The sequence below is a fragment of the Tahibacter soli genome, from assembly GCF_025717065.2.
Taxonomy (GTDB): domain Bacteria; phylum Pseudomonadota; class Gammaproteobacteria; order Xanthomonadales; family Rhodanobacteraceae; genus Tahibacter; species Tahibacter soli.
In genome coordinates, this window is the sequence record NZ_JAOVZO020000018.1 from 615,167 (window position 1) to 640,956 (window position 25,790).

The following is a 25,790-nucleotide window of genomic DNA, read 5'->3' on the forward strand; positions in this document are numbered from 1 at the left end:
CTTTTCGCGGGGGAAGGGCCGGAGTCGCCGCGTGGCGCGGGTGCGGTCAGCCCGGCTGATACAGCGGGTAGAGACTTCCTTCCTCGCGCTCTATGCGTTGCGTCAACAGAGCGCCGACCCCCTGATAGTCCTCGAGGAAAGACTTGCGGGCGCGTTCGTCGAACACGCCGTGTTGGTACTTCTTGACGAAGTCGATGACGCCGCGCGCGATCGTGTTCATTTCGCGGCGGAAACTGCGGATCAACATCAGGTCTTCGCTGTCGTCGCGCAGCGTGTACTCGACGTAGTTGTAGAAGCGCACGTTTTCGGCCAGCAGATGCGCCTCGAGCCGGCTCTTGAAGGCGACGAGCTGAGCCGGGATGTCGTTCCAGCGCCCGCGCTCGGGCAGCCGGCCGATTTCTGTATACATCTTTACCAATTCGCCATGGTCGCGCTTGAGCGATTCGACCAGTGCCGAGTCGTAGCGCGGCGCCTGCGCTGTACCGTGCGTCAGCGGCGCGGGCGCGGCCTGCGCCGGCGCATCGCGTCCCATCAGTCTGCGCAGAAGACCGAGCATGGATTCTCCGTTTTTGATCGTGCGTTCACATTCCCGTCACCCGAGCCTATATCCATACCCTTTGTTTGCAACCTGTAATTGTTTCCAGTGTAGACCATATACTTTTGTGTACATTCATGTGCGAAAAAGCGCACATGCGGACGCCCAAACGAAAAGCGCGCCTCTCGGCGCGCTTTTCTTAAATGACACGAAGTGAAACTGTGAATCAGTTATCGTTTTTCATGCGGGAATGTAGAGCGGATACAAGTTGCCTTCCTCGCGCTGGATGCGCTGCACCAGAAGACCGCCGACGGCGCGGTAGTCGGCGAGAAAGCTCTGCCGCGCCACATCGTTGGGAATGCCGCCCTGGTACTTCTTGACGAACTCGATCACGCCGCGCGCGATCGTGTTCATCTCGCGGCGGAAGTCGCGGATCAATGCGAGGTTCTCGTTGTCGTCGCGCAGCGTGTACTCGACGTAGTTGTAGAAGCGCACGTTCTCGGTCAGGAGGTGCGCTTCCAGCCGCGTCTTGAACGCGGTGAGCTTGGCCGGCAGGTCGCCGTACCGGCCCTGCTCGAAGCCGCGGCCGATCTGCTCGAACAGTTCCACGAGTTCGTGGTGGTCGTGCTTGAGCGAGGGTACGAGGCCCGAATCGAACGACGGCGCGCGGGCCGGTCCCGGCGGCGTGGCGCCGAACTGGCGCGGCGGCGGCGCGGGTTCGGGCTTGGGCTTCTGGCCGATGATTCTGCGCAACATGTCCAGCATGGGAATCTCCGTGGCTCAAGGGACGGCCTGCCGGAGTCGGACGCGTACGACCGCTGCCGATCGACGCAACGGCGCGACGCCGTGCGGCGATTGCCGTGAGTGCCTCGGAACATACACTTTCCACCAATGCTTTTCTTCACAAGCGCGGCAAAACCTGTAGTTTCTTGCAGGTCGCGCGGGCGAAATTCGCGACGAACGGTAGGCTGCGGTGAGAGGTCGCGGGGACTTACGGCCGCAGGCGGCGCTCCGGCACAATCGGCGCATGTCCGTGTCCGCCCAAGCGGCGCCGCGCGCAGCGCGCCGGCTGCCGCCGGCAGGAACCACGCTGCTCGCCTGGCGCAACCTCGCCCACGATCGCGCGCGCTTCGTCGTCACGCTCGTCGGCGTGCTGTTCGCCGTGCTGCTGATGGGCGTGGAGCTGGGACTTCTCGTCGGCTTCGCGCGCACGACCTCCGGCCTCGTCGATCACACGCACGCCGATCTGTGGATCACGCCGGCCGGCACGACCAACGTCGATATCGCCGGACGGCTCGACGAGCGCCGCCGCTTCGAAGCGCTCGCGGTGCCCGGCGTCGCCGCGGTCGACCTGCTCATGGCGCAGTTCGCGTTCTGGCGCAAGCCCGACGGCGGCAACGAAAGCGTCAGCATGATCGGCTTCAACCCGGCGACGCGGCACGGCGCGCCCTGGAATCTCGTCGAAGGCGCGATCGAAGATCTGCAGCAGGACGACGCGGTCGTCGTCGACCGGCTGTATGCCGGCAAGCTCGGCGTCGGCAAGATCGGCGACACGGTCGAAATCAACAGCCGCCGCGCGCGCGTCGTCGGCTTCACCGAGGGCATCCGCACGTTCACGCAGAGCCCGTACGTGTTCACGACGCATACGAACGCGCAGCGCTTCACGCTGTTCCGGCCCGACCAGACGACGTACATGCTCGTGACGCTCGCGCCCGGCGCCGACCGCGACGCCGTACGCACGGCGCTGAAGTCGCGGCTCGGCCGCGTCGACGTCTGGCCCTCCGAAGCGTTCGCGCGGCAGGCACAGCAATACTGGCTGATCACGACCGGCGCGGGCTCGGCGCTGCTGCTCGCCGCCTTGCTCGGGCTCGTCGTCGGCATCGTGATCGTCGGGCAGACGCTCTACGCGACGACGGTCGACCGCCTGCCCGAGTACGCGACGCTGCGCGCGATGGGCGCGCCGAACCGCTATCTGTACGCGGTGATCCTGAAGCAGGCGGCGATCAGCGCCGCGCTCGGCTTCGGCTCGGGCATGGCGCTCGTCTACGCGGTCGAATTCCTCATGCGCGGCGGCAGCGTCGCGCTCGCGCTGCCGCCGTGGCTCGTCGGCGTGCTCGCGCTCCTCACCGTCATGATGTGCGCGCTCGGTGCGCTGATTTCGATCCGCCGCATCGTGCGCATCGATCCGACGTCGGTGTTCCAGTGAACGCGCCGTCGGTACCGATCCGCCTCGCCGGCGTCGGCGTGACCTACGGCCGCGGCGCCACCGCCTTCGCCGCGCTGCGCGGCATCACGCTCGACATCCGTCCCGGCGAGATGACGCTGCTGCTGGGACCCAGCGGTTCGGGCAAGACCACGCTGCTGCAGGTGATGGGCTGCCTGCTGCGCGCCACGACGGGCCGCGTCGAGCTGTTCGGCCGCGGCGTCGAGGGCGTCGACGCCGAAGGCATGGCCGCGCTGCGGCTCGCGCACGTCGGCTTCGTGTTTCAGCACTACAACCTGTTTCCGACGTTGAAGGCGTGGGAAAACATCGCCATCGCGCTCGACATCAAGGCCGTGCCGCGCGCCGGGCAGCGCGAGATGGCGCTCGAACTCCTCGCGCGGCTGGACCTTGCCGATCGCGCCGAGCACTATCCGAGCGAGCTGTCGGGCGGACAGAAGCAGCGCGTCGCGATCGCGCGCGCGCTCGCCGGATCGCCGCAGGCGCTGCTCGCCGACGAGCCGACCGCCGCGCTCGACGGCAAGACCGGGCAAAGCGTCGCGGCGGCCCTGCACGACCTTGCGCATCGCGCCGGCGTCGCGGTCGTCGTCGTCAGTCACGATCCGCGCGTCGAACCGTTCGGCGACCGCGTCCTGCATCTGGAAGACGGGCAGCTGATCGACGATCGGCGCCCCACGAGGAGTCCGCGATGAAACGCATGATCGGCGTCGCCGTCGCGACGCTCGCGCTGGCCGCCTGCGGCAAGCCCGCGCCGCCGCCGTCCGCCGGCACGCTCGGCATCGCCGCCGGCGGACTCGTCGAACCCTCGGGCGAGGAACGCGTCATCATTCCGCAGCTGTCGGGACGTCTGGCCAGGGTCTACATCGGCGAAGGCGACGCGGTGAAGGCCGGGCAGGTGATCGCCGAAATCGAGAACGCCGAATACCGCGCCATGCTCGCCGGGGCGAGCGCCGAACTGGCGCGGCGCGAGGCCGAACACGCGAAGCTCAAGGCCGGCGCGCGGCGCGAAGAGCTCGACGCGGCCACGGCGGCGCGCAGCGAGGCGATCGCGGCCGAGCACCAGGCCGGCGCCGAGTACGACCGTCGCCGTTCGATGGCCGCGCGCAAGCTGATCGCCGACGAAGCGCTGCAACTGGCGCGCACGCAGGCCGAAGCGGCGACCGCGCGGCGCGAACGTGCGGACGCGGAACTCGCGCTGCTGCGCGCCGGCACGCGCGCCGAGGATCTCGCCGCGGCGGCAGCCGCCGTCGACGCGGCGCGCGCCGACCGCGATCGCGCGCAGGCGCTATACGACAAGTCGCAGATCGTCTCGCCGATCGACGGACAGGTACTCAAGCGCGACCTGCGCGAAGGCGAAACCGTGGTCGCGCTGTCGCCGCTGCCGCTCGCGCGCGTCGGCGACATCAGCCGCCTGTACGTGCGCGCCGACATCGACGAACTCGACATCGGCCGCGTGCGCACCGGGCAGAAGGCCGCGATCACGAGCGACGCGTTTCCGGGCCAGGCGTTCGCCGGCGAAGTCGTGCGCGTGAGCCGCCGCATGGGCCGGCGCAATTCGATTTCGGGCGACCCGGCCGAAAAGCAGGACGCGAAGATTCTCGAAGCGCTGATCGCGCTCGACGGTACGCCGCCGCTGCCGATCGGCCTGCGCGTGGACGTGCGGATCACTCCCTGACGAGGTTGCCTGCGGCGTCCCAGACGCGCCCCAGCGGATCGAGCTCCACCGCCGTGCGCGACGCGGCCCGCGCGCCGAAGCCGCAGATCGCGAGCACGCCGTCGGTGCGCGGATCGAGGCCGAACGCCGCTTCGATCTCCACCTCGTTGATCGCACCCGTGACGAACGCGCCGAGACGCAGATCGGTCGCCGACAGATACAGCGTCTGCGACAAATGACCGGCGTCGAGCGCGACGACGCGGTACGCCTTGGCGTGGTTGCGGTACTTCCAGAACGTGCGCGCGAAACGCGTCACCAGTGCGACGAGCACCGGCGCGTTCGCGAAGTAGTCCTGCGCCGCGACGCTGCGGGAAGCCAGTTCCGCGAGCGCGGACGGATCGGGCGAGCGCAGCGGCTCGAGCGCGTGGTTGAGCGCGTGGTAGTGGTACAGCCCCGGCGCGATGCCGTCGACGCGCTGCACGATCAGATACGCCTCGGTCGGATGCAGCGCGCCGCCCGACGGGCTGTTGCGCTTGAGGATCGTCGCGCCGGCGGCGTCGACCGTCGCCTGCGCGCCGAAGACGCGATCGAGCATCGTCGCGAACGTCGCGGCCGGCAGCAATGCCTGCGCGTCGAAGTTGCGGCAGGTCGCGCGGCGGCGCAGCAGGTCGTCGAACGCGCCGCCCGGCGCGCGTTCGAGCGCAATGCGCGCGCCGGGCGCCGCGCATTCGCGCACGGCCGGCGGCGGCGGACCGAGACGCGCGGTCAGGTCGGCGAGACTCGAAACGCCCGCGCGCTGCGCCTCTTCGCCCGAACGCACGCCGCTCCAGCGCCCGAAATGGTGCGCCACCGCCGACAACCCTCGCCAGTTCAGGTCGCGCACGGCCTCGTCGCGGGCACGCACGGCCGCGTGCGCGGCGGCGTCCGAAATCAGCAGGCCTTTTTCGACGAGACCGTCGAGCGTCGCGCGTGCGTGTCTCGCGTACAGGCCGGCAAGGTCGCTCCACGCGCCCGGCGCGATCTGCGCGAGCGCGGCGACGTCATCGGTGTCGACCGGCACCTCGTCGTCCAGATGCGGCGCGAGTGCGACGAGCGACAACGTCGCGCGCAGCCCGTCTGCGCCGTCGGCGAGCGACTGCGGATCGAAGGCCAGATGTTCGCGCGGCTCGACGAGCACGATCGCGCAGCGTCGTACGAGCATGGTCCGCTCCGTTGCGAAGCCCGACGCTAACCCAAGGTTGTAGTTGCGACAATACGCACGCCATTGTTGCTGGCGTACCCCGTGGCTACACTCGACGGGCAGACCGCGCCGCGCCGGCGCGGTCCAAACGGGGGAACACCAATGGCGACCAGCCTGACGCCGCAGCAAGTCGACACGTTGCTCGACAAGCTCGGCAGCGACGACGCATTCCGCGAACTTTGGTCCACCGACACGGCCGCCGCGCTGAAGTCGATCGGCATACCGGAGACCGCCGCGGCGTGCTTCGGCAACGTCAAATCGCTCGCGAGCAAGGACAAGCTGCAGGCGTCGCGTTCGGCGCTGCAGAAGCGGCTGACGGGGCTGCTCGACCAGTCGGTTCAGGGTTTCTCGGGCTGAGCCAGCGCGTCGCGCACGACCTGCGCGCGTCTGGCGATCGCCGGCAGGCCGGAGGGATCCGGCCACGCCTGCGCGAACTGCGCGAGCGCCGTGCGCGCGCCGTCGCGGTCGTTCGCCGCGAGCGCGAGCTCGGCGCCGTGCAATAGCGCGACGTTCGATTCGATGACGTTGAGCGGCTTGAGCGCCTGCAGGTGATTGAATTCGCCGTAGGCGCGTCCGCGATGCGCGGCGAGCCAGTCGTCCTGCGCGCGTGCTTCGTCGCGCTTGCCGGCGCCGGTCAACGCATCGCGCAGCGCGACGTGCGTCAGGTACAGCTCGGTACCGTCGATCCGCTCGCGCAGGAGCGCCACCGCTTCGTCGGGCTTGCCGCCGGCGCGCGCGATTTCCGCGCGCACGATCGCGCGCAGGTGCTGCTGCACGACGAAACCGGCGACGTCGGCCTCGGCCACCGCGTCGACCGCACGCCGCGCGAGCGCGGCGTCGCCGCGGCGCGCCGCGACGTAGCCGCCGAGCAGCACGTTGAACACCGCGAACTGGTTGTCGGACTCCTCGCGGCGGCCGGCGGCCGCAAGCTCCGCATCGACGAACGATTTGAGCGGCGCGGCGTAGGCATCGCCATCGCCATCGCCCTCGCCGAACGGTTCGAGGCTGATCGCGATGCTGCGGAACACGCGTTCGTACAACGCGCCGACCGCACCGCCTTCGCGCGCCGCGTCGGCGGCGAGCGTGCGCACGCGAGGGAGGCGGCCGCGGTCGGCGTCGAGCGCGATCGCGGTACGCCGTACGAAGATGTCGTTGCTGGCGACGCCGCTCGGCTTCGAGTCGGCGAGCGCCTTGTCGGCGAGATCGAACTTGCGCTGCGCCGCGTATGCCTCGGCCAGCACGAGCCCCAGGCCGTGGCCGCGCATCGACTGCGCCGTGTCGAGTTCCTTGAGTGCCGCGTCGACGCGATCGGTCGCCAGCAGCAGCGTGCCGTACAGATAGTGCGCCTGTCCGAGATACGGATTCTTGTCGTTGATCGCCTTGCGCACCGCCTCGATCGCGGCGTCGTAGCGATTCGTGTACTGCCACGAGTACAGCGCGTAGTTCGCGTGCGCGAAGTACGCATCCGGATACAGCGAACCGAGCACTTTCCACTTGTCCAAAGCGTCGCTCGGCTTGCCGTAGGTTGCCGCGAGCGCATCGAGCATCAGCGTTTCGCGCGGCGGCAGGTGCTCGCGCAGCGCCTGCGCCGCGCGCACGTCGGCGAGCGCGCCGGCGCGGTCGTCGCTCGAAAGCTTCACGCGCGCCTTGCCGAGATACGCCAGCGCGAAATCGCCGTCGACCTTGGTCGCCTGGTCGAACAGCAGCAGCGAATCGGCCCAGCGGCCTTCGATGTGCGCGCGCAGGCCGAGCGAATAGGCACGCAGCGCGTCGATGTTCGACGTGGTGACTTTCGCGAGCGGCGGGCTGTCGCTGCCGATCGCGGCGAGCGTTTCGCCGAGCCGGCCGCGCAGCGCCTTGTTGATGCGGTCGACCGACGGCAGCACCGACGCGACGCCGTCGCCTTCGGCCGATTCCGAATACACGGTCGCCTGCGTGTTCGGGTCGACGACTTCGGTCGTCACGCGCAGCTTGCCGCCCACCTCGGCGACGATCGGCAGCACGAGCGCGCGCGCGCCTTCGCGCATCGCGATCTCGGCGCCGACGGTGCGGTCGATGCGCGTCTGCGCGGGATCGCGCTGCATGCGCCTGACCGTGTCGCGCACCTGCAGGTCGGATACGACGTTGACGTAGCGCGACTGCTCCAGGCCGATGCGCAGTGCGGTGCGCAGCGAATCGTCGAGCGACGTCTGGCCGGTGAGGTTCTGGAAGTCGCCGAGCACGATCCAGTCGCGCTGCGCGAACGCGATCGCCGGCTGCGGCCGGAACACGAACCAGCCGGCGACCGCCAGCGCGGAAAGAATCAGCACGGCTTCGATCGCGACGGTGGCCGGTCGGCGCCACCACGGCACTTCGCGGTGCGCCTTGCCGGTGTACGGCGGCAGGCGCAGCGGCGCGACGCCCGGCTCGCCGATCTCGTAGACGACCAGCGGTTCGGGTACGCCCTTGAACAGATAGCGGCCGTGATGCAGCCAGCGCGCGCGCGCGGCGACCGCGCCGAGTTCTTCATGCGCACGCTGGGCGAGGCTCGTCGCGACGCCCGACACGAGGATCTGTCCCGGCAGCGCGAGCGACGCCAGGCGCGCGGTGACCGGCTTGACGAGGCCTTCGACCTCGACCGGCTTGGCGCCCTGCACGACGTCGCCGGGCGAGTTCTGCCAGATCATCACGTCGCCGACGTGCACGCCGACGCGCGCCTGCAGCGGCACCTGTTCGGCCTCGCCGAGCCTGGCCAGCTCGCGCTGGTAGGCGAGCGCGAACGCGATCGCCTGGATCGGACGCTCGAACAGCACGAGGAAGCCGTCGGTCTTGTCGATTTCCTGGCCGTTGTAGCGATGCAGCAGATCGCGCGCGAGCCGGTCGTGGCGGCGCATCAGCGCGGCGGTGCGCTGGTCGCCCAGGCGCTCGACGAGGCCGGTGGAGTCGACGAGGTCGCACAGCGCGAGCGTGCGCAGGAGCGGACCGGCGGGTGCGCCCTGATCCGGATCGACGACAGGCAGTTCCACGGCACTCATGAGCTTTAACTCCTGCGCGTTCCGACGGCGGAACGCGGCTTGCGTACCACTACCTTGTGGATTTTCCGCGCCGATGCCGGACACCGGGCGCGCCTCCCCGCATACGTGCTAGCGCAATACGAAGCCTGCCCGCATCAGGCGATCACGCGATAATTGTCCCCACCTTCACCTTTCACCATGTACAGCGCGCAATCGGAATCGCTGTACCACGCCGACCAGTCGGCGTGTTCGTGGCACAGGCTGCCGCCGATGCTCACCGATACGTGCAGCGCGTCGATCGGCACGGGAAACCGCAGCGCGCGCACGCCGTTGGCCACCTGGGCCGCGCGATCGCGCAGGTCCTCGGGGCCGCTCACCTGGGCGAGCAGCGCGAATTCGTCGCCGCCGAGCCGGCACGGCAGATCGCACGGAAACGCCGCGGCCTGCACTTCGCGCGCGACGGCGCGCAGCGTCTGGTCGCCGGTCAGATGGCCGTAGTGGTCGTTGATCTGCTTGAAGCGGTCGATGTCGACGAGCAGCAGGCCGAGCTTGAGCGTCGGGTCGCGCTGCGTGCGCAGCTCTTCGAGGTAGTGATAGAGGCCGCGGCGGTTGCACAGGCCGGTCAGTTCGTCGGTGCGCACGAGGCGCTCGGCGGTCGACAGCTGCGTCTGCGTCTGGCGCAGCGAATCGAGTGTGACGAGCAGGTCCTCGTTGCGGCGCTTGAGGTTCTGGATCAGCTGCTGCTCGCTCGCCACGAGATACGAGAACGAGCGGCGCATGAACTGCGCGAGGAGCGCGGCCTCGGTTTCGAGCAGGCGCTCGAACGCGGCATGTTCGATGACGTGCAGCACGCTGCCCTCGGCCGCGACGGCGTTCGCGACGCGCGCGTGATTGCCGATGAACAGCGCCAGTTCGCCGAAGAATTCGCGCGGGCCGATCAGCTTGTCGGGCAGGCCGTCGCCGAACTCGAGCTGGATCGTGCCCGATTCGACCACGAACATCGCGCGGCCCAGCTCGCCCTTGCGGAAGATCATTTCGCGCGGCACGAGTTCGCGGCGGCGGCCGGCCGCGGCGAACAGGTTCAGTTCGGGGTCGGAAAGCTGGCGCGGCAGAAAGCCCGGTCGCGCCTTCGCGTGCGCCTGACCGGTTCGCGCGGACTCCGTCAACGAGGCTCCTGGACTCACCGTCGCCACAAGCACACTCCCCCGGCCGCTGCGGAGCGCACGGCGTTGAGCCGTCGCGCCCGTCCTGTCCTTTGAACGACGCAGCACGTCGGCCGCGTCGCCTGTCCAGGCTCGGCAGCGTGTATGCATGCGACCCCGGGCGATCCGTCACTGGATCGCAACGTCCCTGCGCTCCTCCACGCCCGGACGTCGGTGCATCTTACCTCAAGCCCGGCGTTGTGCTATAGGGCGACGGTTTCGGCGCCGGGCGGGGGCGTTCGAGCCGCCGTCGCCGTCTCCGGCCGGCCACGGAGAAACGAACGGGCCCGCCAACGGCGGACCCGACGTTTCCCTCTCTCCCCGCTTGTTCGTGCTCAGGCCGCGTGGCGCGCGCCGTGGAACTGTTCTTCCTCGGTCGATCCCTTGAGCGCCGTCGTCGACGACTCGCCGTTCTGGATCGCCTGCGTCACCGCGTCGAAATAGCCGGTGCCGACTTCGCGCTGGTGCTTGACCGCCGTGAAACCCTTGTCGGCCGCCGCGAATTCGGCTTCCTGCAGTTCCACGAACGCGCTCATCTGGCGGCGCGCGTAGCCGTGGGCAAGGTTGAACATGGAATAGTTCAACGAGTGGAAACCGGCCAGCGTGATGAACTGGAACTTGTATCCGTAGCTCGCGATTTCCTTCTGGAATTTCGCGATCGTCGCGTCGTCGAGGTTCTTCTTCCAGTTGAAGCTCGGGCTGCAGTTGTAGGCCAGGAGCTTGCCCGGATACTTCGCGTGGATCGCCTCGGCGAAGGTACGCGCGAATTCCAGGTCCGGCTTGCCGGTCTCGCACCACACGAGGTCGGCGTACGGCGCGTAGGCGAGGCCGCGGCTGATCGCCTGGTCGATGCCCGGGCGCGTGCGGTAGAAGCCTTCGACCGTGCGCTCGCCGGTGCAGAACCCGCGGTCGTTCGCGTCGACGTCGCTGGTCAGGAGGTCGGCCGCTTCCGCGTCGGTGCGCGCGACGAGGATCGTCGGCACGCCCATCACGTCGGCCGCCAGGCGCGCCGCGTTGAGCTTTTCGATCGCCTCGCGCGTCGGCACGAGCACCTTGCCGCCCATGTGGCCGCACTTCTTGACGCTCGCGAGCTGGTCCTCGAAGTGCACGCCCGCGGCGCCCGCCTCGATCATCGCCTTCATCAGTTCGAACGCGTTGAGCACGCCGCCGAAGCCGGCTTCCGCGTCGGCGACGATCGGCTGCAGCCAGTCGATGTCGTCCTTGCCTTCGGCGTGGTGCAGCTGGTCGGCGCGCAGCAGCGTGTTGTTGATGCGCTTGACCACCTGCGGCACCGAATTGGCCGGATACAGCGACTGGTCGGGATACATCTCGCCGGCGACGTTCGCGTCGGCGGCCACCTGCCAGCCCGAGAGATAGATCGCCTTGAGACCGGCCTTGACCTGCTGCATCGCCTGGTTGCCCGTGAGCGCGCCGAGCGCGTTGACGAAGGGTTCCTTGCCCAGATGCGACCACAGTTTTTCCGCGCCGAGGCGCGCGAGCGAATGCTCGATCGCGACCGTGCCACGCAGGCGGACGACGTCGTCGGCCGAGTAATTGCGCGTGACGCCGGCCCAGCGCGGATTCGTGTTCCAGTCGTGCGTAAGGTCGGCGGCGGTCGGAAGCGTGGTCTTCATATGCGATTGCCTTTGTGGAGATCGAGCGGAAGAAGAGAGAAAGGAGCGGCGTTACGGCAGCAACGCGTAGGCCGGCAGCGTCAGAAAGTCGGCGAGCTGTTTGGCGTGCGTGAGTTCGGCGAGCATCCATGCGGCCTGCGGCACGCGCTCCTGGCCCGGCAGGCCCGACTTCGGCAGGCGCTCGCCGATCGTCTGGATCGCCGCATCGAACAGCGCGAAGTCGATCGGCGTGCCGTCGTCGAGCGCAAGACCCTCGTGGTGCAGCCACTGCCACAGCTGCGCGCGCGAGATTTCGGCGGTCGCGGCGTCTTCCATCAGGTGATGGATCGGCACGCAGCCGAGGCCGTCGAGCCAGGCGGCGAGATAGCGCACGCAGACGTCGATATTGTTGAGAAATCCATTACGGGAAATCGTGCCGGCCGGCGCGGTGATGAGGTCGTCGCGCGTCACGTGCACGTCGGCGCGCAGGCGGTCGAGCTGGTTCGGCGTCGGCATCGCGGCGTCGAATTCGGCGAGCGCGACCGGAATCAGGCCCGGATGCGCTACCCAGGTGCCGTCGTGGCCGGCGCGCGCTTCGCGCTCCTTGTCGGCGCGCACGCGGGCGAGCGCTTTTTCGTTCGCGTCGGCGTCGCCGGAAATCGGAATCTGCGCGGCCATGCCGCCCATCGCGAACGCGCCGCGGCGGTGACACGTCCGGATCAGAAGTTCGGAATAGGCCTTGAGGAACGGTACTGTCATCGTGACCTGGCCGCGCTCGGGCAGGATGTGCGTGCGGTGCGCGCGGAACGTCTTGAGGTACGAAAAGATGTAGTCCCAGCGCCCGCAGTTGAGGCCGACGATGCGCGATTTCAGCGCGTGCAGGATCTCGTCCATCTCGAACACGGCCGGCAGCGTTTCGATCAGCACGGTGGCCTTCATCGTGCCGGGAGGCAACGCGAGTTCGCTCTCGGCGAACGCCATCGCGTCGTCCCACAGCGCCGCCTCGCGATGGCTCTGGATCTTCGGCAGGTAGAAGTACGGGCCGCGGTCGCGCGCGGCGAGCGCCTTTGCGTTGTGGAACGCGAACAGGCCGAAGTCGAACAGCGCGCCGGCCACTTCCTCGCCGTCGACGCGCGCGTGCTTCTCGGGCAGGTGCCAGCCGCGCGGACGCACGATCAGCACCGCGGTGTCGGGCTTGAGCCGGTACTCGCGGCCGTCCGGCGCGCGGTACTCGATCGTGCCGGCCACGGCGTCGCGCAGGTTGACCTGGCCGTCGAGCATCGACTCCCAGGTCGGTGACGACGAATCCTCGAAATCGGCCATGAACACCTTCGCGCCCGAGTTCAGCGCGTTGATGATCATCTTGCGTTCGACCGGCCCGGTGATTTCGACGCGGCGGTCCTGCAAGGCGGCCGGAATCGGCGCGACGCGCCAGTCCGCTTCCCGGATGTCGCGCGTTTCGGGCAGAAAATCCGGCAGCTCTCCGGCATCGAAGCGCGCCTGGCGCGCCTGACGCGCCTGCAGCAGCTCGCGGCGCCGCGCGTCGAAGCGTCGATGCAGCGCAGCAACGAACGCCAGGGCCTCGGGTGTCGCGATGCCGGCGTGGCCGGGTTTGAGTACCGCGCGAATCTCGACCGCGCCTGCGGAAAACTGGTCCATCGGGACTGCCATCACCGGACTCCGACCTCGTTCATCGAGGGCTGAGCGTATGCGTGCGGCGCACCATTTGACGAATCAAACGTTTCAATGCTTCTATTTGACAACGTTAAATCGTTTTCAAGCGATTGAAATCATGGCCTCAAACGACAGTTTGAAACCCGAGCCGGCTCCGGCCTCGCGCAAAACCGGCGCGTCGGCGCCGAAGGCGCGGCGCAAGGCCAAAACCCGCGCCGCGACCGCCGAAACGGCACCGCGCTTCTACTACAAAGGCAATCGGCTCAAGCAGTTGCGCGCGTTCTGCCACATCGTGAAGTTCGGCACGCTCGCGCGCGCCGGCGAAAGTCTGTTTCTTTCGCAACCATCGATCAGCCTGCAGCTGTCGGCGCTGGAGAAGGAACTCGGCGCCCGCCTGCTCGAACGCGTACGGCCGCGCTTCGCGCTGACGCGCGAAGGCCAGGTGCTGTACGAACTCGCGCGACCGCTCGTGGAAGGTCTCGAAGGCCTCGACCAGCAGTTTCGCAACCAGTTGCAGGGGCTCGACGCCGGCGAAGTGACGATCGCGGCCGGCTCGTCGACGACGCAATACCTGCTGCCGCCGTACGTGCGCGCGTTTCGCGAACACCATGCCAACGTGCGCCTGCAGCTGCACAGCGTGACCGGCCGCGACGGCATCGCCATGCTGCGCGACGACAAGGTCGACTTCGCTTTCGGCTCGATGCTCGACGTGCCGCACGACCTCTCGTACGAACCGGTGCACTGGTTCGACCCGATGCTGATCATGCCGCGCGACCATCCGCTCGCGGCCAAGACCGACGTCGTACTCGAAGACCTCTCGCCGTACGGATTGATACTGCCGCCGCAGCGCCTGACCACGCATCGGCTGGTCGATCTCGTGTTCCAGCAGCGCCGCGTGCCGTATCGCGTCGCGATCGAAGTCGGCGGCTGGGAGGTCATCAAGGAATACGTCGCGCAGGGCATGGGCATTTCGATCGTCACGGCCATCTGCCTGACCGACAACGACCGCCAGCGCCTGCAGGTGCGCAATCTGCGCCAGTATTTTCCGCAGCGCAGCTACGGCGTCGTCATGCGCAAGGGCAAGTACCTGTCGACGCAGGCGCGCGCGTTCATCGACCTGATCAAGCCCGGTCTGTTCGGCCGCGGCGACCACGGCGAGGCCGGTCACTCCGAACGCTGAGTACGGTCAAACCTGAAACCGACGCCATATACCGACGCGATCGGATCGAGCCCGAACTCGGCGAACTTCTTGCGCAGGTTGCGCAGATGGCTGTCGACCGTGCGATCGCTGACGATGCGGTGATCGTCGTACGCCGCGTCGAGCAGCTGCTGTCGCGAGAACACCTTGCCGGGTCGCTCGGTCAGGCGCTTGAGCAGCCGGAACTCGACCGGCGTCACCGCCATCGGCCTGCCGTCGACGCGCACCTCGAACCGCTCGGCGTCGAGCACGACGCCGGCCGGCGCGGCGGCGCTGGCGAACCCCGACGCGCGGCGCAGCACCGCGTTGAGCCGCGCGATCAGTTCGCGCGGACTGAACGGCTTGCACACGTAGTCGTCGGCGCCGGCGTCGAGCCCGATCAGTCGCTCGATCTCCTCGACGCGCGCGGTCACCATGATCACGGGAATCGTGGAAAATTCCCGAATGTCGCGACACGCCGCGACACCGTCGCGGCCCGGCAGCATCAGGTCGAGCAGCACGGCGTCGGGCGCGTGCTCGCGCACCCAAGCGGCGACCGCATCGCCGCGGTCGAGCAGCGACGCGCGATAGCCGGCGGCCTCGACGTAGTCGCGCAGCGCCGCGGCGATCTTCGGTTCGTCCTCGACGATCAGCACGTGGCGCTGCGCGTTCATGCGTCGCCCGCCGCGATCGGCAGCACCACTTCGACACGCAGGCCGCCGAGCGGCGACGCCATGGCCGCGATCGTGCCGCCGTGCGCGTCGACGATCGCGCGGCAGATCGCCAGGCCGAGCCCGGCACCGCCGGCCGCGCGATTGCGCGAGCGCTCGACGCGAAACAGGCGCTCGAACAATCGCGGCAGATCGGCCGCGTCGACGCCGGGCGGCGTGTCGTCGATGCGCAGCACGGCGCGATCGTCCTCGCGCGCGACCGAAACCGCGATCGTGCCCGGCGCGTCGGTGTAGCGACGCGCGTTGACCAGGAGGTTGTCGACGAGCTGCGCGCAGCGCACGCGGTCGGCGCGCACGACGATTTCCGCGTCGGCGTAGTTTTCCGCGAGCGCGAGGCCGGCGCCGGCGAACGCGCCGCGCTGGTGCTCGACGGCGTCGCGCGCGAGCGCGGCGAGATCGACGTCGGCGAAGCGGTACTCGAGCGCGCCGGCGTCCGCGAGCGACAGCTGGTACAGATCGTCGGTCAGCGTCGTCAGGCGCTCGCACTCGAACTGCAGCGACGCGAGCGCGGCCGGCGTCGGCTGGCGCAGGCCGTCGAGCAGCGCGGCGAGTTCGACGCGCAGCACGGTCAGCGGCGTGCGCAGTTCGTGCGCGATGTCGGCGCCCCAGCGGCGCCTCGCCTCGCGATGCGCCTGCAGCGTCGCGGCGAGGTGATCGAAGTCGCGGCCGAGCGCGGCGAGTTCGTCGCGACCGGCCAGGTTGAGCCGCCGCGCGTAGTCGCCCGACGCGAGCGCGCGCGTGCCGTCGGCGAGCGCGCGCACGGGCTTGAGCAGCCAGCGCGCGAGCGCATAGGCGAGCGCGAGCGCCGCGGCGAGCACCGCGAGGCCGGCGATGCCGGCGTCGCGCAGCTGGCGTGCCGCAAAATCGCTTTCTGCACTATTGGTCATCGTCGGCAGCTCGGCGATGCGCAGGCGTCCGACTTCGCGCCCGCCGACCGTGACCGGCGTTTCCGGCAGCACCTGCGAGGTCGTGCGGCTGCCGGCGACGTAGACGCCGTCGGCGTCGACGAGTCCCAGACGCGCGCCGGCGTCGAGCGACATCGGCGGCGGCCCCGGGTGCGAGCGGTCCGGCGACGCGCGAGCCGCCTCGCGCGGCGGCTCGCCGGGCGGCGGCCCGCGCGGCGTGCCCGACGGCGCGGCGCGGCGATCGAACACGAGACCGCCGAATCCGGCCGGGTCGTTGCGCAGCCAGTCCCAGCCGCCGCGCCGCTCGTACTCGCCGGCGAGGCGCACCGCGACGTCGCGCGCGCGTTCGAGCGCGATCGTGTCGAGATACGTGCCGAAGCCCTGCGCGAACGAGCGCTGCTGCCAGGCGGCGTAGCCCGCGAGGCTGACGACGCTCAGTGCGGCGAAGGCGAGAAACAGGCGTTGCCACAGTCGCATGGCCGCGATCATGCCCAATGCCGGCGCCGCGCGCACGGCGGCGGCATCCGACGCGAGCACCGTCTCAGCGCGCAACGCCGATCGCCAGACGCGCGACGTAGCCCGTGGTCGTATCGCCAGTCACCGTCGGCATCTGCAGCGCGTAGCCGTCGCTGAAGACGTTGTCCTGCGCGATGCTCGCGACCGACGTGTTCTGACCGTGCGCAGCGTACAGCGACGAGGCGTACACGGCCTGCGTCACCGCCGGCGGAAACGCGTTCTGCGACGTCGCCGTCACCGCGCCGCCGGTGGTCAGGTAGACCTGAAAATGGACATGGGTGATCCGGCCCGCGTACCAGCCCGGGTACATCGTGTCGAACGCGACTTCGCCGTTGCAGTCGGTGTACTGCAGGCCGCGGCAGAACGTCTGGCCGACCGTGTTCGCGCCGGGCTGCTGATAGCCCGAGTACACGCCGTCCTTGTCGCAATGCCACACGTACACGCCGGCATCGGCGATCGGCGCGCAGTTCGCGTTGATGTCGACGAGCTTCAAGCGCATCGTCAGCGGCACGCCGGGCCGGCCTTCGGTGATGTCCCGGCGCACCATCGCGGGATTGGACAGCACCGACAGCAGCGGATACGGCCCCTGCGTTTCCTGCGGAATCAGCGCGCAGCTCGACAGCGGCGTTTCGAAGCCGTCGATGTAGACCGACGGATCGACGCAGCCGATGCCCTCGATCGAATCGGCATCCTGCGCGCGCAGCGGCCGGCCGACGAGCGCGGCGGCACCGAACGCGCCAACGGCGCCGAGAAACGCGCGCCGACCGTTACCGTTGGACGGCGCGGGACGAAGAACGATCGATCGCTGCGACATGGCGTGGCTCCGAGGGCCACGAGCGGCCCGGCAACGCAAGGATCGCGGGCGATCTCGCAGCGCCGTTGCAGGAATCGAGGAGAAATCGTGCAGGCGCGTTCGGGCCGCTTCTCAACTTTTCGCGCCGTCGGCGCATCACTCGCTCGCGCGACCAGCTTCCGGCACAGGCCGTTGCCGATCGTGCGACATACGCTCAGGCAGTTCCCAACCCCGGAGTATCGCGATGACGTTGCGCCTGGCTGGTACCGCACTGCTGCTCCTCGCCGCCGCGACGGCGAGCGCCGCCGACAAGGTGGAAAAGAGCAAGATTCTGATGATGGGCAACCAGGCCGGCTGGTCGGAAACGACCTATTCCGACGACGGCACGGTCCGCAATCACTACGAGTACAACGACCGCGGCCGCGGCCCGAAGCTCGATTCGGTCTACAAAGTCGGCGCCGACGGCATTCCGACCTCGGTCGAGATTCGCGGCAACGACTACATGAAGGGCAAGGTCGACGAGACGTACGCGCGCAGCGGCGACGAGGCGACCTGGAAGAACTCGGCGGAGAGCGAAAAGCGCACCGTCGCGGGCCCGACCTTCTACCTGAGCCTCGACGGCCCGCCGGAAGAATACACGCTGCTGATGCGCGCGCTGCTCAAGGCGCCGAACCAGACGCTCAAGCTCCTGCCCGACGGCGAGGCGCGCATCGAAAAGCTCGCCACCATCAAGGCCAAGGGCAAGGCCGGCACGAAGAACGCGACGCTGTACGCGCTGCACGGCCTGAGCCTCACGCCCTCGTATGCCTGGCTCGACGACAAGCAGCGCTTCTTCGCCGGCTACAGCAGCTGGTCGTCGACGGTGCGCGAGGGCTACGAAGACGCGCTGCCGGCGATCGGCAAGCGCCAGGAAGCCGAAGAGCAGCGCCTGGCCCAGGCGCGCGCCAAATCGCTGACCACGAAGCTCGACAAGCCGCTCGCGATCGTCAACGCGCGCGTTTTCGATCCGGTCGCGGCCACCGTCGTCGACGGCGCGACGGTCGTCGTCGACAAGGGCCGCATCCTTGCGGTCGGCAAGAACGCCGCCGTGCCGGCCGGCGCCGAAACGCTCGACGCGCAGAACCAGTTCCTGATGCCGGGTCTGTGGGACATGCACGTGCATTTCTCGAGCGAAGCCGACGGCGTGCTCGACATCGCATCGGGCGTCACGTCGGTGCGCGATCTGGCGAACAACCCCGAGAAGCTCGCCGCGCGCATCAAGGCGATCGAGGACGGCACCGACATCGGTCCGCGCATCGTCAAGGCCGGCATCATCGACGGCCCCGGACCGTTCGCCGGTCCGACCAAGGCGCTCGCCGCGACCGAGGCCGAGGCGCAGAAGATCGTCGACGAGTACGCGGCCACCGGTTATGAACAAATCAAGATCTACAGTTCTATCAAACCCGAACTGATGCCGGCCATCGCGCGCATGGCGCACGCCAAGGGCCTGCGCGTGAGCGGCCACGTGCCGGCGTTCATGACCGCGCGCCAGTTCGTCGAGAACGGCGCCGACGAAATCCAGCACATCAACATGCTGATGCTCAATTTCCTGTTCGACAAGGTGCAGGACACGCGCTCGCCCGCGCGCTTCGTCGCGATCGGCGAATACGGCGCGTCGATCGACCTGTCGTCGCGGGAAGTGCGCGACTTCGTCGACCTGCTCAAGCGCAAGGACATCGTGATCGACCCGACCGTGTGCACGTTCGAGGACATGTTCCTCGGCCGTCCGGGCCTGCCCGGCCCCGGCTACGACGCGATCATCGACCGCCTGCCGGTGACGTGGCAGCGCGGCGTGCGTTCGGGCGCCGGCGGCCTGCCGATCAAGCCGGGCCAGGAGGCGCTGTACCGCAAGGGCTACCAGAAGATGATCGACTTCGTGGGTCTTCTGTACCGCAGCGGCGTGCGCATCGTGCCGGGCACCGACGGCATGGCCGGCGTGACGCTGCCGCGCGAACTCGAGCTGTACGTCGCCGCCGGCATCGCGCCGAAGGACGTGCTGCGCCTGGCGACGTACGAGAGCGCGAAAGTGGTCAAGCGCGACGACCGTCTCGGCCGCGTCGAACCGGGCTACGTCGCCGACCTGATCCTCATCGACGGCGACCCGACGCTGAACATCGGCGACGTGCGCAAGGTGCGCACGGTGATTCGCGGCGACCGGCGCTACGACAGCGCGGCGTTGTACAAGGCGGTGCAGATCAAGCCCTGGCCGTAGGGAACGTGGTATTCCGGCTCTTGCCTTGGCTCGTCATCCCGGCGAAGGCCGGGATCCAGCTTTTCGGTCTCAGTGAAAACCGAGCGTGGAAGCTGGATTCCGGCCTTCGCCGGAATGACGAGCAAGCGCAAAGGACGGCGTGAACCTTATTCGACCTCGCCGAACGCCGCCTCGGCCGTATTGTTCGACTCATCCGGATCGACCACGTCGCCGACCGCCTCGACGGCGACCGACTCGGCGTAGCCCGGCGTCACGCCGAACACGAACGCGCGGCGCTCGCCGAGCGCCAGCACGCCGGCGTCGCACAAGTAGCTCCGCGTGATCGTGCCCGGCCGCACCGGCGGCAGACGAATCATCGCGCGGCAGTCTTCCGGCACGTCGATCTTCGCTTTCGACGACACGCGCAGCGCGACCGAGAGCGTCGCCGATGCCGGCGTGCCGCCAAGATGCGTCACGGCCGTTTCCACGAGACCGGCCGCGGCGTCGATCGCGATCGACGCCGCGAAGTCGGCGTTCGGCGCGCAGCCGTGGCCTCGCACGATGCCGACGCTCATGGCGGAGCCCACGATGTTCGCGTACTTGCTCGACACCGCCGCGTCGGTGCAGCCGTCGCCGTCGAGATCGCCGAACGCGACGTTGCCGTCGAGATAGCGGTTCGCCGGCGCGAGGGGCACCGACACGTCGCCGGCCGCGCCGAACAGGCGATACGTCATCGTGGACAGGTTCGCGTCGTGCATCGCGGCGAGGTCGGTCAGTCCGTCGCGGTCCAGATCGAGCGCGAAAGCGAGGCCCGGTGCGGCCGACGTCGGCTGCGCGACCGGCGCGTCGAGCGTTCCGGCCGCGTTCTGATGCAGCATCCACAGCGCCGGCGCGCCCGGCGGCGCGCTCGACACGACGGCGTCGCCGCGCGCGTCGCCGTCGACGTCGCCGACCGCGAGGCCGCCGGCGTTCGCGATGCCCGTCAGCGGATAGGTCGCTGCCGGCAGCAGCGCCGACACGCCGTCGTGGCGCCAGACCGAAAGCGTCGCGTTGCCGCCGGCCGCGGGCTGCGACACCGCCGCGAGATCGGCGACGCCGTCGCCGTCGAGATCGCCGGCCGCGAGCCGTCGTGCGACACCTGCCGGCGCGGCCGGTGCACCCGTCGCGCTGAACCACGTTCCGGCGCTCGACAGGCGGTAGATCGCGAAACCTTCGTCCGGCGCGAGCGCGGCGACGTCGGCCCTGCCGTCGCGATCGACGTCGAGCACCGCGAGCATCGCCGCGCGCCTCGTCGACGCCGCGGCGAGCGCCGTCCAGCTTGCGCCGTTGCGCCGCACAATCGCGACGCCGTTGCCGGGCATGCCGGCCTGATAGTTCGAATAGCCGAGCGCGACGTCCCTGACGCCGTCGCCGTCGACGTCGGCGAGCGCGAGCGACGCGAGTTCGCCGGCGAGCGGCTTGCCGATCGCGACGACGACCGGCGGCGCGAGCGTGCCGTCGGCCTGCTGCGCGTACAGCCGGAAGCCGTCGACGCCGCTCGTACCGGTGCCGAGTTCGACGAGATCGTCGCGCGCGTCGCCGGTGACGTCGCCGATCGCGAGGTAGCCCGGCACGGCGCCCGGGATCGTTTCGTAGGCGCCGAAGCCGAAGCCGGCGGTCTGCGCGGCCAGCGGCGCGGCGAACGCGCAGGCGAGCGCGAGCGACGCAAGAGGCGGTTTACGCATGCAAGTCTCCTTGGGAATGCCGGCCGCCCTGTCGACCGGCAGACGCAGTGTCGCAGGCGGCCGTCGCGCGGACTGAGACCGCGCGGAGACTATTTCGCGCGGCGCTTCGCGCGCGGATGCGCCGCGTCGTAGACGCGCGCCAGATGCTGAAAATCCAGGTGGGTATAAATCTGCGTCGTGGAAATATCGGCATGCCCGAGCAGTTCCTGCACCGCGCGCAGGTCGCCCGACGATTCGAGCATGTGACTGGCGAACGAATGGCGCAGCAGATGCGGATAGACGCGCTTCCACACGCCCTGCGACTGCGCCCACTGCTTGATGCGCCGTCGCACCGTCGCCGGCGCCATCGGCGCGCCGTTGCGGCCGCGAAACACCGGATCTTCCGGCTGCGGGGAATCCTGCTCGCAAAGCGCCGCGAGCGCCTCGCGCGCTTTGCCGCCGACCGGCACGATGCGCGTCTTCGCCCCCTTGCCGAGCACGCGCACCGTCCCTTCGGCCAGATCGAGATCGCGCCACGCGAGGCCGGTGAGCTCGGCCAGGCGCAGGCCGCTCGAATAGAACAGTTCGAGCATCGCGCGATCCTGCACGGCGCCCGGCGTATCGACCGGAATCTCCACGAGCGCGCTCGCCTCGTCGACGTCGAGCACCTGCGGCAGCTTGCGTTTCAGTTTCGGCGCGCGCACGTCGAGCGCGGGGTCCTTCGCGACGATGCCCTCGCGCAGCAGCCAGCGAAAGAAGCTGCGGCACGCCGACAGGAGATGGTGCAGGCTGCCCGATTCGCGACCGCGCCGATGCTCGCGCGCCACCAGCGTGCGCAACTGCTCGGCGTGCAGCTCGCGCCAGTGCGAAAGGCCCAGCGCCTCGGCGTGCGCGCGGAGCGTAGCCAGCTCGCGCGCGTAGTTGACGATCGTGCCGGACGCGTAGCGCTTCTCGACGCGCAGATAGTCGAGAAACCGCTCGACGTCGGGCGCGAGCGCGGTCACGTGATCGGGAAGCGCGCGACCGACGCGGTGATGGCTTCGGCGATCAGCTTCAGGAACACCGTGCCCATGCCGGGATGGAAGCGGTCCATGTCGTTGCTGCCGATCGCGAGCATGCCCAGGCCGTTGACCGGCATCAGCACCGCCGAATGCACTTCGCCGGCCTGGTTGCCGAACAGCACCGAGAGCTTTTCGGGCTGCAGCCGGCCGCACAACGGTTCGTTGCGCTGCAGGAACTCTTGGAACGCCGGCAGCGCCGCGCGACCGCCCGGCTCGAGCACGAGCCATTCGGCGTCCGGCAGGTCGGGGCCGACGCCGAACAGCACGATGCGCACGAGGTCGGTGTGGAAGTCTTCGGTCAGGCCCGCGGCGACGCGCGCGAGGCTGTCGGCGAGCGAGGATGCGCGCATCAGCGACAGCGTCAGCATGTGCACGCGGATCATCAGCTGCTCGTTCTCGTGCGCGATCTCGACGAGTTCGTGCAGGCGGCGGCTCAGTTCGCGGTTCTTGTCGCGCAGCACGTCGAGCTGGTAGCTCGCGAGCGACGCCGCCGGCCCCTGGTCGCGCGGCAGGCGCAGCGCGACGGCGAGGTCGGGAAATTCGTTGAGGAATTCCGGATGGCGGCGCAGATAGCTCGCCACGTCCATCGCGGTAAGGCCGTCCTTCAGGGTCAGGTCGCTCATCGGTAGTAGTCCCCATCGAAAACGAACGCGGCCGGTCCGGTCATCCACACCGGCTGGCCCGGGCCGGCCCAGGATATGCGCAGCGTGCCGCCGGGCAGATGCACGTCGACGTCGGCGTCGGCGAGCCCGCGTCGCATCAGTACCACGGCCGCGGCGCACGCGCCGCTGCCGCACGCCTGCGTTTCGCCGACGCCGCGCTCCCACACGCGCAGACGCAGCTCGCGCGCAGAAACAATTTGCACAAAACCCACATTGCATCGCTGTGGAAAATCCGAATGCGTCTCGAGCGCGGGGCCGATATCGGCGACCGGTGCCGATGCGACGTCGGCCACTTCGATGACGGCATGCGGATTGCCCATCGACACCGCGCCGAAGCGCACGGCGCGTCCGTCGAGCGTGCGCTCGTACGCGTCGGCCGCCGGCGAGCGCAGCGGTATCGCCTCGGGTTCGAAGTTCGGCACGCCCATGTCGACGCGCACGCGCGCCTCGCCGACGAGTTCGACGGCCACCGGACCCGAGGGGCTTTCCAGCCGCGTGAGTCCGGCGCCGAGCGCGCCGGCGCGCGCGAGCCACGCGGCGACGCAGCGCACGCCGTTGCCGCACTGCCCGGCTTCGCTGCCGTCGCGGTTGTAGATGCCGTAGCGGTACGCGCAGGTCGGATCGCGCGGCGGCTCGATCGTGAGCAGCTGGTCGAAGCCGACGCCGGTATGACGGTTGCCGAGCCGCGCGATCGCCGCGGCGTCGAGGCCGAGCGCGCGCTCGCGGCAATCGACGACGACGAAGTCGTTGCCGATGCCGTGCATTTTGGAGAACGGCAGAACCGCGGGCACGGCCGCGCTCACGATTTCGCGGGCGTCGTCTTCTGGGCCGGTTCCTGCCCCGGTTTGACGAGATCGCCCTTGTTGCCGCACGCGGCGAGCGCGGCGATGAGGACGAGGCCCAGGCTGATGCGGAGCATGCGGTGCATCGGTCAATCCCCGCGGCTCGTGGCGCCGCGCACGGGATGCAGTATAACGAGCGGCGCCGCCGCGAATCATGAAGGAGCCGGACGCGATGCTGTTCGACATCCCCGCAATGCTTCCCGCCGTCGCCGCCGCCGTGTTCGGCCTCGCGGCGCTGGCACAGTCGTTTGCCGTGCGCCGGCGCTGGCGCGCGCGGCGGCGGTTGTCGGCCTGCCATCGCAGCGCGTGGCTCGCGCTGCTGCTCGCCGCGGCGCTGCTGGCGGCCGGCCTGTCGGTGTCGCTGACCGGCTACCAGCGGCTGATCGCCGAGGCGCCCGTCGCGACGATCGGCGTGCGCGCGTTCGCGCCGCAGCAGTTCTCGCTGCGCGTGGATCTCGCCGACGGCACGCACGAAAGCGTGCAGCTCGCCGGCGACGAATGGCAGCTCGACGCGCGCGTGATCAAGTGGACGCCGCGCGCGGTGACGCTCGGCGCGCAGCCGTTGTACCGCGTCGAGCGCGTGAGCGGCCGGTGGCGCGACGTGACGCAGGCGCAGTCGCGGCCGCCGAGCGTCGCGACGATCGGCGGCGAAGGCGCGCTCGACCTGTGGCAGCTGCGGCATCGGTTTCCCGAGTGGCTGTCGTGGGTGGACGCCGACTACGGCAGCGCCGCGTACATGCCGATGCTCGACGGCGCGCGCTACGAGGTGACGCTCGCCGCCGGCGGCGGGCTCGTCGCGCGGCCGGCCGACGCGGCCACCGCGCAGTTGCTCAAGGACTCGGGCTGGTAGGCGTCAGCGGATCGTCTGCTTCTGCAGCTTCTGCTTGATCACGTCGGTTTCGATCGTGATCCAGACGTAGCGGCGCGACGCGTCGGCTTCGAGCACCTTGCGCAGCTCGACCATTGCCGTGCCGCACGGCAGGCACCAGCCGGCCCAGCCGGTGACGAGATAGAAATCGGCCGGCGGCAGCGCGGCGATCGCGAGCGGCGCGCCGGTCGCGGGATCTTCGAGGCCGTCGACGACTTTTTCCAGCCGCGTGCCGCTCTTCACCCGCGGCGGAACGCGCGCGACGACGTCGCGCACGCGGCCCGGCGTGCCCTCCTCCCAGCCGATCGCGTGCAGCACCTGCTGGTACTGCGCCGTGTACAGCTGGATGCGCGGCAGGCGGATGCCCGACGTCGCATTGAGCGCGTGCAGCGCCGCGCGCGACATGCGCGCCTCGACGAGCGTCACGTTCGGCGGCATCTGCGCGGCGGCCGGCAGGGACGCCACCGGCGGCTTGCCGGGTTCTTCGGGGCGGTCCTGCCGCGCCGGCTCGTCGGCGAGCGCAAGACCGCCGCACAGCGCCAACGCGAACCACAAGTTCCTTTTCATGTGTTTTACCGTAGCCGTTTTTCGTAGCGTCGCGCGTCGGCGCCGTCGTCGTAGTAGGCCGGCAGTTCGCCGATGCGCGCATAGCCCGCACGCTCGTACAGCGCGATCGCCGCGGCGTTGTCGACGCGTACTTCCAGCCGCATCCGCTCGGCGCCGCGCGCGGCGGCGTCGGCTTCGATCGCCGCGAGCAGCGCGCGCGCGACGCCGCGGCCGCGCGCGGCCGGCGCGGTCGCGAGCGAATACAGCCGCGACGCGCGCGACCCGCGGCGGCGGAACGCGAGCGCCGATCCGAGGAGGCCCGTAGCGTCGGTCGCGACGAGCAGCGTCGCACCGGGGCCGGCCAGATGCCGCCGGTATTGCCGCGCGCTCATGCGGTCGTAGTCGAACACGCCGTTTTCGAGCGCGACGAGGGCGGGCAGGTCGTCCGCGCGGGCGGCGCGGATCGCGAAGGCAGGGGCGGGGGCGGGGGAAATCACGCGGCGCAGACTAACAGGATGTTGAGAAACGGGCTCCTGCCCGTTTCTCAATCGAACGGCGCAAGCACAGCTCGCGCACGTTCTCCGAGAATCAATCGCTTGCGCGATCGACTCTCGGGCGGGCCAT

The 25,790-nt window shown here is 69.4% G+C and carries 24 protein-coding genes; 7 read left to right on the plus strand and 17 right to left on the minus strand.

Features of this window, described 5'->3' with window-relative positions; translation table 11 throughout:
- Window positions 1–46 precede the first annotated feature (46 nt).
- Both OD750_RS16185 and OD750_RS16190 read right to left on the minus strand, forming a co-directional pair.
- The gene (locus tag OD750_RS16185) at window positions 47–556 is read right to left on the minus strand and encodes a hemerythrin domain-containing protein (protein WP_263541726.1); all 510 of its coding nucleotides are present in this window, start codon (window positions 554–556) and stop codon (window positions 47–49) included.
- Between the two features lie 219 nt (window positions 557–775).
- Window positions 776–1,300 carry a hemerythrin domain-containing protein gene (locus OD750_RS16190; protein WP_263541727.1) on the minus strand — a complete coding sequence of 175 codons (525 nt, stop codon included), beginning with the start codon at window positions 1,298–1,300 and terminating at the stop codon, window positions 776–778.
- Between the two features lie 262 nt (window positions 1,301–1,562).
- Between OD750_RS16190 and OD750_RS16195 the strand changes: the two genes are divergently transcribed.
- From OD750_RS16195 to OD750_RS16205, 3 genes are read left to right on the plus strand one after another with little or no spacing between them, the layout of a single operon-like run.
- Window positions 1,563–2,741: an ABC transporter permease gene (locus OD750_RS16195; protein ID WP_263541728.1), complete on the plus strand. Its 1,179-nt coding sequence runs from the start codon at window positions 1,563–1,565 to the stop codon at window positions 2,739–2,741.
- Window positions 2,738–3,448, plus strand: coding sequence for an ABC transporter ATP-binding protein (locus OD750_RS16200; protein ID WP_263541729.1), 711 nt, complete (start codon window positions 2,738–2,740; stop codon window positions 3,446–3,448). Before OD750_RS16195 ends, OD750_RS16200 begins: the two co-directional genes overlap by 4 nt.
- Window positions 3,445–4,431, plus strand: coding sequence for an HlyD family secretion protein (locus tag OD750_RS16205; protein ID WP_263541730.1), 987 nt, complete (start codon window positions 3,445–3,447; stop codon window positions 4,429–4,431). The genes OD750_RS16200 and OD750_RS16205 overlap by 4 nt, the downstream gene beginning before the upstream one ends.
- Here the strand turns inward: OD750_RS16205 and OD750_RS16210 are convergent.
- On the minus strand, window positions 4,421–5,611 hold the full coding sequence (locus OD750_RS16210; protein WP_263541731.1) for a putative peptide maturation dehydrogenase: 1,191 nt from the start codon (window positions 5,609–5,611) through the stop codon (window positions 4,421–4,423). The two genes, OD750_RS16205 and OD750_RS16210, sit on opposite strands and share 11 nt — an antisense overlap.
- 141 nt (window positions 5,612–5,752) lie before the next feature.
- Between OD750_RS16210 and OD750_RS16215 the strand changes: the two genes are divergently transcribed.
- Entirely contained in the window at window positions 5,753–6,007 is a 255-nt protein-coding gene (locus tag OD750_RS16215) for an NHLP-related RiPP peptide (protein ID WP_263541732.1), read from the plus strand.
- On the opposite strand, the gene OD750_RS16220 is transcribed toward OD750_RS16215, so the two are convergent.
- The 4 genes from OD750_RS16220 to aceB form a co-directional block, all read right to left on the minus strand.
- Window positions 5,989–8,664 carry a putative peptide modification system cyclase gene (locus OD750_RS16220; RefSeq protein WP_263541733.1) on the minus strand — a complete coding sequence of 892 codons (2,676 nt, stop codon included), beginning with the start codon at window positions 8,662–8,664 and terminating at the stop codon, window positions 5,989–5,991. The genes OD750_RS16215 and OD750_RS16220 overlap by 19 nt on opposite strands.
- Window positions 8,665–8,798: 134 nt before the next feature.
- On the minus strand, window positions 8,799–9,809 hold the full coding sequence (locus OD750_RS16225; RefSeq protein ID WP_263541734.1) for a GGDEF domain-containing protein: 1,011 nt from the start codon (window positions 9,807–9,809) through the stop codon (window positions 8,799–8,801).
- A 371-nt stretch (window positions 9,810–10,180) separates the two neighbouring features.
- Entirely contained in the window at window positions 10,181–11,479 is a 1,299-nt protein-coding gene (aceA, locus tag OD750_RS16230) for an isocitrate lyase (RefSeq protein ID WP_263541735.1), read from the minus strand.
- 51 nt (window positions 11,480–11,530) lie between these two features.
- Window positions 11,531–13,129, minus strand: a complete 1,599-nt coding sequence (gene aceB, locus OD750_RS16235) for a malate synthase A (RefSeq protein WP_263541736.1) — start codon at window positions 13,127–13,129, stop codon at window positions 11,531–11,533.
- A gap of 121 nt (window positions 13,130–13,250) precedes the next feature.
- Here aceB and OD750_RS16240 point away from each other — a divergent pair, with 121 nt between their 5' ends.
- Window positions 13,251–14,312: a LysR family transcriptional regulator gene (locus tag OD750_RS16240; protein ID WP_263541737.1), complete on the plus strand. Its 1,062-nt coding sequence runs from the start codon at window positions 13,251–13,253 to the stop codon at window positions 14,310–14,312.
- Here OD750_RS16240 and OD750_RS16245 read toward each other — a convergent pair.
- From OD750_RS16245 to OD750_RS16255, 3 genes are read right to left on the minus strand one after another with little or no spacing between them, the layout of a single operon-like run.
- Window positions 14,297–14,983 carry a response regulator gene (locus tag OD750_RS16245; protein WP_263541738.1) on the minus strand — a complete coding sequence of 229 codons (687 nt, stop codon included), beginning with the start codon at window positions 14,981–14,983 and terminating at the stop codon, window positions 14,297–14,299. The two genes, OD750_RS16240 and OD750_RS16245, sit on opposite strands and share 16 nt — an antisense overlap.
- A complete protein-coding gene (locus OD750_RS16250; RefSeq protein WP_263541739.1) occupies window positions 14,980–16,497 on the minus strand; it encodes an ATP-binding protein in 1,518 nt (505 codons plus the stop codon). Before OD750_RS16250 ends, OD750_RS16245 begins: the two co-directional genes overlap by 4 nt.
- Window positions 16,487–17,275 (minus strand): intradiol ring-cleavage dioxygenase, encoded by a 789-nt coding sequence (locus OD750_RS16255; protein WP_263541740.1) that lies wholly within the window; start codon window positions 17,273–17,275, stop codon window positions 16,487–16,489. The genes OD750_RS16250 and OD750_RS16255 overlap by 11 nt, the downstream gene beginning before the upstream one ends.
- Before the next feature lie 223 nt (window positions 17,276–17,498).
- Between OD750_RS16255 and OD750_RS16260 the strand changes: the two genes are divergently transcribed.
- Window positions 17,499–19,505, plus strand: coding sequence for an amidohydrolase family protein (locus OD750_RS16260; protein WP_263541741.1), 2,007 nt, complete (start codon window positions 17,499–17,501; stop codon window positions 19,503–19,505).
- 146 nt (window positions 19,506–19,651) lie between these two features.
- Here OD750_RS16260 and OD750_RS16265 read toward each other — a convergent pair whose 3' ends face one another.
- From OD750_RS16265 to lptM, 5 genes are all read right to left on the minus strand, one after another.
- Window positions 19,652–21,208: an FG-GAP repeat domain-containing protein gene (locus tag OD750_RS16265; RefSeq protein WP_263541742.1), complete on the minus strand. Its 1,557-nt coding sequence runs from the start codon at window positions 21,206–21,208 to the stop codon at window positions 19,652–19,654.
- 89 nt (window positions 21,209–21,297) lie between these two features.
- A complete protein-coding gene (gene xerC, locus OD750_RS16270) occupies window positions 21,298–22,191 on the minus strand; it encodes a tyrosine recombinase XerC (protein WP_263541743.1) in 894 nt (297 codons plus the stop codon).
- Window positions 22,188–22,871, minus strand: a complete 684-nt coding sequence (locus tag OD750_RS16275; RefSeq protein ID WP_263541744.1) for a DUF484 family protein — start codon at window positions 22,869–22,871, stop codon at window positions 22,188–22,190. Before OD750_RS16275 ends, xerC begins: the two co-directional genes overlap by 4 nt.
- Window positions 22,868–23,674 carry a diaminopimelate epimerase gene (gene dapF, locus OD750_RS16280; RefSeq protein ID WP_263542110.1) on the minus strand — a complete coding sequence of 269 codons (807 nt, stop codon included), beginning with the start codon at window positions 23,672–23,674 and terminating at the stop codon, window positions 22,868–22,870. Before dapF ends, OD750_RS16275 begins: the two co-directional genes overlap by 4 nt.
- Before the next feature lie 35 nt (window positions 23,675–23,709).
- The gene (gene lptM, locus OD750_RS16285) at window positions 23,710–23,838 is read right to left on the minus strand and encodes an LPS translocon maturation chaperone LptM (RefSeq protein WP_263541745.1); all 129 of its coding nucleotides are present in this window, start codon (window positions 23,836–23,838) and stop codon (window positions 23,710–23,712) included.
- A gap of 86 nt (window positions 23,839–23,924) precedes the next feature.
- On the opposite strand from lptM, the gene OD750_RS16290 reads away from it, so the two are divergent.
- Window positions 23,925–24,602 (plus strand): hypothetical protein, encoded by a 678-nt coding sequence (locus tag OD750_RS16290; protein WP_263541746.1) that lies wholly within the window; start codon window positions 23,925–23,927, stop codon window positions 24,600–24,602.
- Between the two features lie 3 nt (window positions 24,603–24,605).
- Here the strand turns inward: OD750_RS16290 and OD750_RS16295 are convergent, their stop codons facing one another.
- Window positions 24,606–25,187, minus strand: coding sequence for a hypothetical protein (locus OD750_RS16295; protein ID WP_263541747.1), 582 nt, complete (start codon window positions 25,185–25,187; stop codon window positions 24,606–24,608).
- Between the two features lie 5 nt (window positions 25,188–25,192).
- Window positions 25,193–25,663: a GNAT family N-acetyltransferase gene (locus tag OD750_RS16300; protein ID WP_336407564.1), complete on the minus strand. Its 471-nt coding sequence runs from the start codon at window positions 25,661–25,663 to the stop codon at window positions 25,193–25,195.
- Window positions 25,664–25,790: the final 127 nt, after the last annotated feature.